The organism is Pseudomonas sp. TSO6 (assembly GCF_056098905.1).
On sequence record NZ_JBLZWV010000052.1, the window covers coordinates 20,444 to 32,074 of the forward strand.

Sequence of the window (11,631 nt, forward strand, 5' to 3'; positions counted from 1 at the left end):
AATGCCCACCGCGCAGCTGGCCGAACCCGGCATCCGCATCGGCCTTGCCGAGCTGATCGACATGCGCCACCGCGTGCGCGAAATCCAGCTGTTTTCCAAGCCCGGCCAGCGCAGCCCGCTGGTGGGTCTGCACCATTCCAAGCTGCGCGGGCGCGGGGTGGACTTCGATCAGGTGCGCGTGTATCAGGCCGGCGACGATGTGCGCAACATCGACTGGCGGGTCACTGCACGCACCCAGGAACCGCACACCAAGCTGTTCCACGAAGAGCGCGAGCGGCCGATCTTCATCCTTGTCGAGCAAAGCCAGCGGCTGTTCTTCGGTTCGGGCCTGCTGTTCAAGTCAGTGTTGGCGGCCCAGGCCGCGGCCCTGTTCGGCTGGGCCGCACTGGGGCACAACGACCGCATCGGCGGGCTGGTGTTCGGCGACAACGACCCCCACGAAATCAAGCCCCGGCGCAGCAAGCAGAGCCTGCTGCAACTGCTCAACCGCCTGGCCAAGGTCAACCAGTCGCTGCACACGGAAGCCGTGCCACAAGCCGACAGCCTTGGCCTGGCCTTGCGCCGGGCCCGCGAAGTACTGCGCCCGGGCAGCCTGGCCATTGTCATCTGTGACGAGCGTTCGTTGAGCGCACAGTGCGAACAGCACCTGGCCATGCTCTCGCGTCACTGCGACCTGCTGCTATTGCCCGTATCCGACCCGCTCGACCACGCCCTGCCCGCCGCCGGCCTGTTACGTTTCGCCCAGCGCGGTGCGCAGCTGGAGCTCGACACCCTGGACGCCAACCTGCGCCAGGCTTATCGCAAGCAGGCCGAGGCACGCATCGAGCGCTGGGAGCTGATGGCCCAGAAGCTGCGCGTCGTGCTGATGCCACTTAGCACCCAAAGCGACATGATCGAGCAGTTGCGCGAATACCTGAACGCCCAGCGGCCAAGGAGCGCGTCATGAACCCGCTCGACCAGTTGCATCCGCTGATCGACCCGACGCCTGTCGGCCTGTGGCCGCCGGCACCCGGCTGGTGGCTGCTGCTGGCCGCGCTGCCATTGCTGGGTTGGGGGCTGTGGCGGCTGCGCCGCTGGCGCCCGGGCAAACGCCGCATCGTGCGCGCCGAACAACCCCTGGACCCGGTGCGTGTGGAAGCCCTGGCCGAGCTGGCACGCCTGCCGCGCCCGTACGACGGCGCCCCGGCCGGCGCCTGGCTGCAACAGATCAATGCCCTGCTCAAGCGCCTGTGCCGCAGCCATTATCCGGGTGCCAACAGCCACACCCTCAACGGCCGCCAGTGGCTGGCATTTCTCGACAACCGCTGCCCGGCCGCCGGCCTGACCCGCTGGATGGTGCTGGTCGAGGGCGCCTACAAGCCCGAGTGCAAGCTCGACGACAAGGCCATTGTCGGGCTCAGCCAGGCCGTCGAAACCTGGATCCGCAAGCATGTTTGAACTGGCCTGGCCGTGGGTCTTCGCCCTGTTGCCGCTGCCTTGGCTGGCGCGCCTGCTGTTGCCAGCCGCCGACAGCGGCGAGCCGGTGCTCAAGGTAGGCTTCCTCAACGAACTGGAAAGCTTGGCCGGGCGCCGCGCACGCCTCAACCTGCCCACCTGGCGCCAGCAGGCGCCGTTCGTGGTCATCTGGCTGTTGCTGCTATGCGCCGCCGCCCGCCCGCAGTGGCTGGGCGAACCGGTACCGGTAGCTGCCAGTGGCCGCGACCTGCTGGTGGCGGTGGACGTGTCCGGGTCGATGGACTTCCCCGACATGCAGTGGCAAAACGAAGACATCAGCCGCCTCGATCTGGTCAAGGCACTGATGGGCGACTTTCTGCAAGACCGTGAAGGCGACCGCGTGGGCCTGATCCTGTTCGGCAGCCAGGCGTACCTGCAGGCACCACTCACCTTCGACCGACGCACCGTGCGCACCTTCCTTGACGAAGCGCAGATCGGCATCGCCGGCAAGAATACTGCCATCGGTGACGCCATTGGCCTGGCGGTCAAGCGCCTGCGCCAACGGCCGGCCCAAAGCCGGGTGCTGGTGCTGATCACCGACGGCGCCAACAACGGTGGGCAAATCCACCCGCTGACCGCTGCTCGCCTGGCCGCCCAGGAAGGGGTACGCATCTACACCATCGGCATCGGCGCCAACCCCGACGCCAGTGGCACACCTGGCCTGCTTGGCCTCAACCCGAGCCTGGACCTGGATGAAGCCTCACTCAAGGAAATCGCCGACATCACCCACGGTGCCTATTTCCGTGCCCATGACGGCGCCGAGCTGGACGCCATCGGCGACGCCCTTGATCAGTTGGAGCCGGTAGCCCAGCAACCGACCCAGGCACGCACGGCCCAGGCCCTGTACGCTTGGCCCCTGGCCCTGGCCCTGCTGCTCAGCGTGCTGCTGGTGGTGGCCGTGCAATGGCCCGACAACCTGCTGCAACGGCTGCTGCGCAAGCCGCGGTTCCTGCAGCCGCACCCGGAATGGCGCCAGCGCCTGAAGCGCCTGCGCCTGAGGAGGCGGCGATGATCGATCTGTGGCCCCAATGGCTGCGCCCGCTGTGGTTGCTGGCCGTGCCCCTGCTCGGCTGGCTGCTGTACAAGCTGTGGCACAGGCGCAAGCGCGCCGGGCGCTGGCAGATGATCTTGCCGCCCGCCTTCCATGGCGTATTGCTGGGCGGTGGCAGCGGCAGCGCCAGCAAACTGCCGTGGATAGCACTGGGCCTGGCCTGGGCGCTGGTGGTCCTGGCCCTGCTCGGCCCCAGCTGGCAACGCGTGGAAGAAAGCCGCCAACGCCCGGCCGACCCGCTGGTGATCTTGCTGGAGCTGACCCCACAGATGCTCGCCGAAGACAGCCCGCCCAACCGCCTGGAACAGGCCCGGCGCAAGGTCCTCGACCTGCTCGAACACCGCCGCGACAGCCAGACCGCGCTGGTGGTGTACGCCGGCTCGGCGCACACACTGGTGCCGCTGTCCGATGACCTGGCCACCACCCGCAACCTGCTGGAGTCCATCGACCCGTCGATCATGCCAAAACCCGGCCAGCGCGCCGACCTGGCCGTGCAAAAGGGCCTGGCCCTGCTGGCCCAGAGTGGCCTGGGCCAAGGCCGCTTGCTGCTGATCGGCTCGTCGCTGAGCGCCCCGGAACGCCAAGGCATCAGCCAGGCACTCGGCCGCCAGGGCCCGAGCCTGCTGATGCTGGGCATCGGCAGCCGCGAAGGCGCCCCGGTACGCCAGGCCAGCGGCGAATACCTCAAGGACGACCAGGGCGGAATCTTGCTGCCTCGGCTGGACAGCGCCAGCCTCAAGGGCTTCATCAGCGGCACTGGCGGGCGCTACCGGCATGCCCGCATCGACGACCTCGACCTGCGCGGCCTGGGCCTGTTCGACAACCCCCGCACCGCGCGCAATGACGGCCAGACCCTGCAATTGGACAGCTGGGCCGACCAGGGTTACTGGCTGCTGATCCCGTTGCTGTTGCTGGCTGCCTGTGCCGGCCGACGCGGCTGGCTGTTCTGCCTGCCACTGCTGCTGGCCCTGCCACAGCCCAGCCAGGCGTTCGAGTTCAACGACCTGTGGCTGCGCCCCGACCAGCAAGGCCAGCGCCTGCTGGAGCAAAACCGCCCGGCCAGCGCGGCACGCCACTTCCAGGACCCGCAGTGGCGCGGCATGGCCCTGTACCAGGCTGGCGACTATGCCGGTGCCGCCGAGGCGTTTTCCCAAGGCGATACCGCCGCCGCCCACTACAATCGAGGCAATGCCCTTGCCCGCAGCGGTGAACTGGAAGCCGCCCTGGACGCCTACGAGCAAGCCCTGGAGCGCCAGCCAGACCTGCAACCCGCGCTGGACAACCAGGCGCTGGTGCAACAAATGCTGCAACAGCGCGAGGCCAAGGCTGAAGAGCAGCCGGCCAACAGCGATGCCCAAGGTACCCCCGGCAGCGAAACCGAGGGCAACAGCAGCTCGGCCAGCAGCCCCGCCCAGGGCACGCCCGGCAGCGACGAACAAGCCAACGCCGAACAGCCCGGTGAAAGCAGCAATAACAGCCAGGCCGCGCCCGGCAACCAGGCGGGTGCTGACGACGACGTCATCCAGCCGCCACAGCGCCCGGTGTCGACCAACCTCGACACCGAACAGCGCCAGGCCCTGGAACAATGGCTGCGGGAGATCCCCGATAACCCGGCGGAGCTGCTGCGGCGCAAATTCTGGTATGAACAGCAATTGCATCAGGAAACCCCACGATGAGTCGCTTCGGCGTCTTTCTGCTCACCCTGCTATGGGCCGTGCTGGCCCAGGCCGAGCCGCTGCTGCAAGCCAGCGTTGACCGCACCCGCCTGGAAGCTGGCGAGAGCCTGGAGCTGACCCTGGAAAGCCAGGACGTCACCCAGTTCGGCAAGCCCGACCTGCAAGCCCTGGAAGGCGACTTTGAAGTGCGTGGCACGCGCCAGCTGAACAGCCTGCACACCCTCGACGGCGAAACCCGCGCAAGCACCCGCTGGATCATCACCCTGCTGCCACGGCGCAGCGGCAGCCTGCGTATTCCCGAACTGCAGCTGGGCCAGTCGCACAGCCAGGCCATCGAACTGCAAGTGCTGCAGGCCGATGCCAATCGCCAGGACAGCGCCTCGCAAGTGTTCATCGAAGCGACCCTGGACAGCAGCGACGTCTACGTCCAGGCCCAGGCCGTACTGACCCTGCGCATCTACCATTCGGTGGCGCTGTACGACGACAGCAACCTCAGCCCCCTGCAACTGGAGAACGCCAAGGTCGAACCATTGGGCGAATCGCGCACGTATGAAAAGGAAATCAACGGCGTGCGTCATGGCGTGATCGAAACCCGCTATGCGGTGTACGCCCAGCAAAGTGGCAGCCTCGACATTCCACCGCTGACCTTTACCGCCACTGCTGCCGCCAGCAACGACGAAGCCTCACAGGCCAATGGCACGGCCCGCGCCGGCCGCCAGGTGCAGGTCAGTTCGCTGCCCTTGCGCCTGAACGTGCGGCCGATTCCCGCGGCCTGGCCCGCTGGCGTACCGTGGCTGCCAGCCCGCAGCCTGACCCTGGAAGAGCACTGGAACCCCGACCCGGGCAGCCAGCAAGTGCAGATTGGCGACTCGCTAACGCGCAACATCACCTTGCGTGCCGAGGGCTTGTCCAGCACCCAACTGCCACCGCTGCCCGCCACAGAGATCATCGGCCTGCGCCGCTACCCCGACCAGCCGCTGCTGCGCAACGAAATCAGCGAGCGCGGCATGACCGCCAACCGCGAAGAGCGCGAAGCCCTGGTGCCGACCCACGCAGGTGCGCTGACCTTGCCAGCGCTGGAAGTGGCCTGGTGGAACACCCGCGAAGACCATCTGGAACACAGCAGCCTGCCAGCGCGCACATTGAACGTGCAAGACAACCCGGCGCTGAGCGCAGACACCCCGGTGGGCGACAACAGCAGCGCCAGCACCCTGCTGTGGCCTTGGCAACTGGCCACACTGCTGTTCGCCCTGACCACCGTGCTGGGCTTCGCCCTTTGGTGGCGCGCCCGCTCGCGGCCAGCGGTGCTGCGCGCGGCGCAAAACGGGCCAAGCCCGCGCACATTGCTGGACGACCTCAAGCGTGCGTGCCAGGCAAACGACCCGCAGGCCACACGCCAGGCGCTGGATGCGTGGGCCCGGCAACAGCCGGAAACCCTGGCCGAGATGGCCGCGCGTTTCGTGCCGTTGTCGGATGCGCTGGATGGACTGAACGGGGCGCTGTACAGCGAAACCGGGCAGTATTGGCAGGGTGAGGATTTGTGGCGGGCGATAGGCACCATTCCGCCGGCTGAGCAGGTGTTGCTGCCGACGAGTGACAGCGGCGGCTTGCCGCCGCTGTATCCCAAGTAGGCCACTGCCTGCACGTCCCCACAGATACAGCACATGTATTGAGCCTTGAGCAGTACCTGTGGGAGCTGGCTTGCCGGCGAAAGGGCCGCAAAGCGGCCCCTGCAGTTTTGCGGCGATGCGAAGATTCTGGGGGCGCTACGCACCCCTTTCGCGACACAAGGCCGCTCCTACAGTTACCATACCGCCCTTTCCCCGCTTGTCCGACTCGACACCAACAGGTCATCCATGCGTCTGTTTCATACCTCCGACTGGCACCTGGGCCAAAGCCTGCACGGCCAGGAACGCGACTTCGAACACGCCTGCTTCCTCGACTGGCTGCTCGGCCAGCTGCGCCTGCGCCAGCCCGATGCGCTGCTGATTGCCGGCGACATCTTCGACACGGTCAACCCGCCGGTCAAAGCCCAGGAGCGCCTCTACGACTTCATCGTCCAGGCCCATGAGCAACAGCCCAAGCTGGATATCGTGATGATCGCCGGCAACCACGACTCGGGCTCGCGCATCGAGCTGCCCGCCGCATTGATGCGGCGCCTGCGCACCCATGCCCTGGGCCGTGTGCACTGGCTGGACGAAGGCCAGCTGGATGCCGAGCGCCTGTTGATCCCACTGACCAACGGCCGCGGCAAGGTCGCCGCCTGGTGCCTGGCCCTGCCCTTCCTGCGCCCGGCCGAGGTCACAGGCCCGAACCTGGGCGACGACTACCTGCAAGGCATCACCCAGGTCCACCAGCAACTGATCACCGCCGCGCAAGCCAAGCGCAAGAAAGACCAGGCGCTGATCGCCATCAGCCATGCGCACATGGCCGGTGGCTCGGTGTCGGAAGACTCGGAGCGTAGCCTGATCATCGGCAACGCCGAGGCACTGCCGGCCAAGCTGTTCGACAAGGCCATCAGCTACGTCGCCCTGGGCCACCTGCACAAACCGCAGAAGGTCAACCGCGAAGAACGTATCCGCTACAGCGGCTCGCCGATCCCGCTGTCGTTCGCCGAAATCAACTACCCGCACCAGGTGCTGGAAGTGGAGCTGGACGGCACCGAACTGGTCAGCGTCGAACCGCGCCCGGTACCGCGCGCGGTGGCCCTGCAACGGGTTGGCCCGGCACCCTTGGGCGAACTGCTGCAACAGCTGGCCGACCTGCCCGTGATCGACCTGCTCGAAGACCCCAACCGCCAGCCCTGGCTGGAGGTGCGGGTGATACTGGACGAGCCGCAACCCGACCTGCGGCAGCAGATTGAAACTGCACTGGAAGGCAAGGCCGTGCGGCTGATCCGCATCAGCGCCGAATACGCCGGCCGCAATAACGCCGAAGACGATGACCTGGCCTTTGTCGAGCTTTCCCAGATGACCCCGCAAGACCTGTTCAGCCGCGCCTGGGAGCAGGCTTACGGCAACCCCGCAGATGAGCAGGCGCTGGCCGACTTTGCCCTGCTGTTGCAGGACGTGCAGCAGGAAGAGGAGCAGCCATGAAGATTCTCGCCATTCGCCTGAAGAACCTGGCATCGCTGGCCGGACCGGTCGAGATCGACTTCACCGCAGAGCCCTTGGCCAGCGCTGGCCTGTTCGCTATCACCGGGCCAACGGGGGCCGGCAAGAGCACCCTGCTCGACGCCCTGTGCCTGGCGTTGTTTGGCACGGTGCCACGCCTGAACGACATCGGCCGCGAGGCCAAGGTGCCCGACGCCGACGGCGAAATCCCCACCTACGACCCGCGTAACCTGCTGCGCCGAGGCACCGGCAGTGGCTTTGCCGAAGTCGACTTCATCGGCATCGACGGCCGCCGCTACCGCGCCCGCTGGGAAGCCAACCGCGCCCGCGACAAGGCCAATGGCAAGCTGCAACACAGCCGCCAGAGCTTCTACGACCTGGACAGCGAACAAGTGCTGGGCAGCGGCAAGAACGAATACAAGCAACTGGTCGAAGCCCGCCTTGGCCTGAACTTCGAGCAGTTCACCCGTGCGGTGATGCTGGCCCAAAGCGAGTTCGGCGCTTTCCTCAAGGCGGACGACAAAGAGCGCAGCGAGTTACTGGAAAAGCTCACCAACACCGCCATCTACACCCGCCTGGGGCAGCGTGCCTTCAGCAAGGCCCGTGAAGCTGGCGAGGCGCACAACGCCCTGAAGGACCGCGCCAGCCACCTGCTGCCAATGGCCGCCGAAGCCCGCACCGACCTTGACCAGCGCCTGGAGCAGGCGCAGCAGCAGTTCAAGGCCGACCAGGCTGGCGAGCGCCAACTGGAACAGCAACGCAACTGGCTGAATGAGCAACGCCAGCTGCAGGCCCAACATGCCGAAGCCGGCACCGCGCTACAGGCCGCCGAACAAAGCTGGCAGCAACTGGCCGAACCGCGCCTGGACCTCGTTCGCCTGGAGCGCCTGGCACCCCAGCGCCACCAGTTCCACCGCCAGCAGGCGCTGACTGCGCAACTGGCACCCGTGGCCGCAAAAATCGCTGAGCAACAGCAGCAGCAAGCTGAGCTGCAGGTGCGCACCCTTGAGCTCGAACAGGCGCTGGGCGCCGCACGCCAGGCGCTTGCCGACAGCCAGGCCCAGCATGGCGAAAACGCACCGCGCCTGCGCCAGGCCTTTGCCGCCCAGGACAACCTGGCCCGCCTGGACCAGGAACTGGCCGCACAGCGCGGCACCAGCCAACAGGCTGAACAGCAGGTCGCCGACGGCCAGCAGCAGTTGCAGCAGCTTGAAGACAACCAGCAGCGCAGCCTGCAGCAACTGGCCCAGATCGACACCGCGCTGGCCGACAGCCAGCACCTGGCAGGCCTGGCAAATGCCTGGCACGCCTACTTGCCACAGCTGAAGCAGGTGATGCTGATCGGTGGGCGCCTGGCCAAAGGCCGTGAAGAACTGCCCGGCCTTCAGGCCCAGGCCAGCCAGGCCAATGCACACTTGCAGGCCGAGCGCGACGCCTACGACCTGCTGTTCCGCGAAGCCAAGGCCGAACCGCAGGCCCTTGCCGAGCAAATCGACCTGCTCGGTGGCATGCTGCAGGACAACCGCAAGCAGCAGCGCGCCGTCGAAGAACTGTCGCGCCTGCATGGCCGTGAACAAGAGCTGCGCCAGCAGCTGCATGCCGTGCGCGAACGGCAGCAGCAGGCCATGCAGCAACGCCAGCAACTGATTACCGAAGGCACCGCCGCCAAGGCCGAGCTGGAAGCCGCCGAGCAAGCACTGAACCTCACCCGCCAGCTGTTGCAGCGCCAGCGCCTGGCGCGTAATACCAGCGTCGAAGAACTGCGCGGCCAACTGCGCGACGGCGAACCTTGCCCAGTGTGCGGCAGCGCCGAGCACCCGTTCCATCACCCCGAAGCCCTGCTGCAGAGCCTGGGTCGCCATGACCAGGCCGAAGAAGACGCCGCGCAGAAGCAGGTCGAAATCCTCAATAGCAAGCTGGTTGAACTGCGTACCCAGCTGGGTGTGGTCAACGCCCAGCTCAAGGACTTCCAACAGCAACTGCAACAACTGGGCGACCAGCTGCAACCGCTGGTGGCCCAGGTACAGGCACATAGCCTTTGGCCAGCCCTCGCCCCGCAGGACGACAAGGCCCGTAGCACCTGGCTCGACGGCCAGTTGCGGCGCCTGGACGAAGAAATCGGCCAGGACGAGAAGCGCCAGAGCGCCCTGCTCGCCCTGCAAAAAGACGCCGCCCGCCTAAACCAGCAACTACAGGCTGCCCACGACGCCCAGCAGCAGGCCCAGCGCCATCTGGAGCAACAGCACCAAGCCCTGGCCAACGATGAGCAGCAGTTGCAGCAGGGGCTGAGTGACCTCGCAGGCGTATTGCCCGAGCAAGCGCTCAAGGCCCTCAACGAAGACCCGGCAAATGCCTTCCTCGCCCTCGACCAGCAGATTGCCCAGCGCCTGCAGCAACTGGAGCAGCGCAAGGACGAACTGGAAGAACAACAAACCCGCCAGGCACAGCTGGACAAATTGCGCGACCAGCAACAGGCGCGCGTCCAAGGCCAGCAGCAGTTGCAGCAGCAACTGGCAGCCCTCGACGAACAACGCCTGCAAGCCCAGGCCTCGCTCGGTGAACTGCTGGGTGAGCACTCCAGTGCAGAAGCCTGGCAGCAGCACATGGACGCCTCGCTGGAGCAAGCCCGCGCCCTGGACGCCGACACCGCCCAGCGCCTGCAAGACCTGCGCACACAGGGTGTGCAACTGGCCGGTGAGCTCAAGGCCAACGTCCAGCAGCAACAGGCGCTGGACGTCGAGTGCCAGCAGTTGCAGGGCCAGATCGCCCAATGGCGCAGCGAGCACCCGGAACTGGATGACGCCGGCCTGGATCGCCTGTTGGCCATGGATGACGCGCAAGTCAATGAACTGCGCCAGCACCTGCAAAACGCCGAGAAAGCCATCGAACAAGGTCGCGTGCTGCTGCAGGAGCGCGAACAACGCCTGCAACAACACGCCGCACAAATGACCGTGGACACCTCGGTCGAAGCCCTGGAGCAAGCCCTGACCGAGCTGCGCGAGCGCCTGGCCGGCCACGAGCAGCAATGCGCCGAACTGCGCGCACAGCAGGCCGACGACCAGCGTCGCCAGCAGGCACACCAGGCGTTGGCGGCAGAAATCGAACAGGCCCATCAGCAATGGCAACGCTGGGCCCGCTTGAACGCCCTGATCGGTTCGGCCTCGGGTGATGTGTTCCGCAAGATCGCCCAGGGTTACAACCTCGACCTGCTGCTGCACCACGCCAACACCCAGCTGCGCCAGCTGGCCCGCCGCTACCGCCTCAAGCGCGGCGGCAGTGCGCTGGGCCTGCTGGTGCTGGACACCGAGATGGGCGACGAACTGCGCTCGGTGCACTCGCTGTCGGGCGGGGAAACCTTCCTGGTCTCGCTCGCCCTGGCCTTGGGCCTGGCCTCGATGGCCTCCAGCACCCTGCGCATCGAATCGCTGTTTATCGACGAAGGCTTCGGCAGCCTTGACCCCGAGTCGCTGCAACTGGCCATGGACGCCCTCGACGGCTTGCAGGCCCAGGGCCGCAAGGTGGCGGTGATCTCCCACGTGCAGGAAATGCACGAGCGCATCCCGGTGCAGATCCAGGTTCGTCGTCAAGGCAACGGCCTGAGTGAAGTGGAGGTGTGCGGGTGATCCTCTACTCGTTCCGCCGCTGCCCCTGGGCCATGCGCGCGCGCTTGGCCTTGCGTTATGCCGGGTGCGAGGTGGAAATCCGTGAGGTGGCGATGAAGAACAAGCCGGCAGAACTGCTGGCTTTGTCGCCCAAGGGCACGGTGCCGGTGCTGGATACCGGTGCCGGGGTACTGGAAGAGAGCCTGGACATCATGCGTTGGGCGCTGACGCAAAACGACCCGCAGGACTGGCGACTACAGGCCGACCCTGCGGCGGCGCAGCAGGCTGAAGCGCTGATTGCGCGCAACGACGGCACGTTCAAGGCCCAGGTGAACCTGTACAAGTATGCCGAGCGTTACCCGCAGCATTCCCGCGAGCATTACCGCCAGCAGGCTGAAGCCTGGCTGGCGGAGCTCGAAGGCCTGCTGGCCGGCCGGCCCTACCTGCTGGCCGACCACCCGAGCATTGCCGATGCCGCGTTGCTGCCCCTGATGCGCCAGTTTGCCGGGGTCGAACCGCAGTGGTTCGCCGAGGCGGCTTATCCGCGGGTGCGGAGCTGGCTGGAGGGGTGGCTGGCTTCGGAGCTGTTCAGGTCAGTCATGGCCAAATGAACAGCTCTCAGCTTTACACGGTCCCCTGTGGGAGCGGCCTTGTGTCGCGAAAGGGCCGCACAGCGGCCCCAGCATTCTTAGAGT

Annotated in this window: 8 protein-coding genes; all 8 read left to right on the forward strand. The window is 66.6% G+C overall.

Features of this window, described 5'->3' with window-relative positions; all coding sequences use genetic code 11:
- The first annotated feature begins 1 nt into the window (after position 1).
- The 8 genes from ACN6NG_RS21540 (at position 2) to ACN6NG_RS21575 (ending at position 11,547) form a co-directional block, all read left to right on the forward strand.
- Complete coding sequence (locus tag ACN6NG_RS21540) at positions 2 to 946, forward strand: DUF58 domain-containing protein (RefSeq protein ID WP_016500831.1); 945 nt, start codon at positions 2 to 4, stop codon at positions 944 to 946.
- Positions 943 to 1,437: a DUF4381 domain-containing protein gene (locus ACN6NG_RS21545; RefSeq protein ID WP_063425076.1), complete on the forward strand. Its 495-nt coding sequence runs from the start codon at positions 943 to 945 to the stop codon at positions 1,435 to 1,437. The genes ACN6NG_RS21540 and ACN6NG_RS21545 overlap by 4 nt, the downstream gene beginning before the upstream one ends.
- Positions 1,430 to 2,506, forward strand: a complete 1,077-nt coding sequence (locus ACN6NG_RS21550; RefSeq protein ID WP_063425074.1) for a vWA domain-containing protein — start codon at positions 1,430 to 1,432, stop codon at positions 2,504 to 2,506. The genes ACN6NG_RS21545 and ACN6NG_RS21550 overlap by 8 nt, the downstream gene beginning before the upstream one ends.
- Positions 2,503 to 4,221, forward strand: coding sequence for a vWA domain-containing protein (locus ACN6NG_RS21555; protein WP_353456902.1), 1,719 nt, complete (start codon positions 2,503 to 2,505; stop codon positions 4,219 to 4,221). The genes ACN6NG_RS21550 and ACN6NG_RS21555 overlap by 4 nt, the downstream gene beginning before the upstream one ends.
- Positions 4,218 to 5,852, forward strand: a complete 1,635-nt coding sequence (locus ACN6NG_RS21560; protein WP_474316117.1) for a BatD family protein — start codon at positions 4,218 to 4,220, stop codon at positions 5,850 to 5,852. The genes ACN6NG_RS21555 and ACN6NG_RS21560 overlap by 4 nt, the downstream gene beginning before the upstream one ends.
- Before the next feature lie 225 nt (positions 5,853 to 6,077).
- On the forward strand, positions 6,078 to 7,316 hold the full coding sequence (locus ACN6NG_RS21565) for an exonuclease SbcCD subunit D C-terminal domain-containing protein (RefSeq protein ID WP_063425068.1): 1,239 nt from the start codon (positions 6,078 to 6,080) through the stop codon (positions 7,314 to 7,316).
- Complete coding sequence (locus ACN6NG_RS21570) at positions 7,313 to 10,957, forward strand: AAA family ATPase (protein ID WP_474316119.1); 3,645 nt, start codon at positions 7,313 to 7,315, stop codon at positions 10,955 to 10,957. The genes ACN6NG_RS21565 and ACN6NG_RS21570 overlap by 4 nt, the downstream gene beginning before the upstream one ends.
- A complete protein-coding gene (locus ACN6NG_RS21575) occupies positions 10,954 to 11,547 on the forward strand; it encodes a glutathione S-transferase (RefSeq protein WP_474316121.1) in 594 nt (197 codons plus the stop codon). Before ACN6NG_RS21570 ends, ACN6NG_RS21575 begins: the two co-directional genes overlap by 4 nt.
- The last annotated feature ends 84 nt before the right edge of the window (positions 11,548 to 11,631 follow it).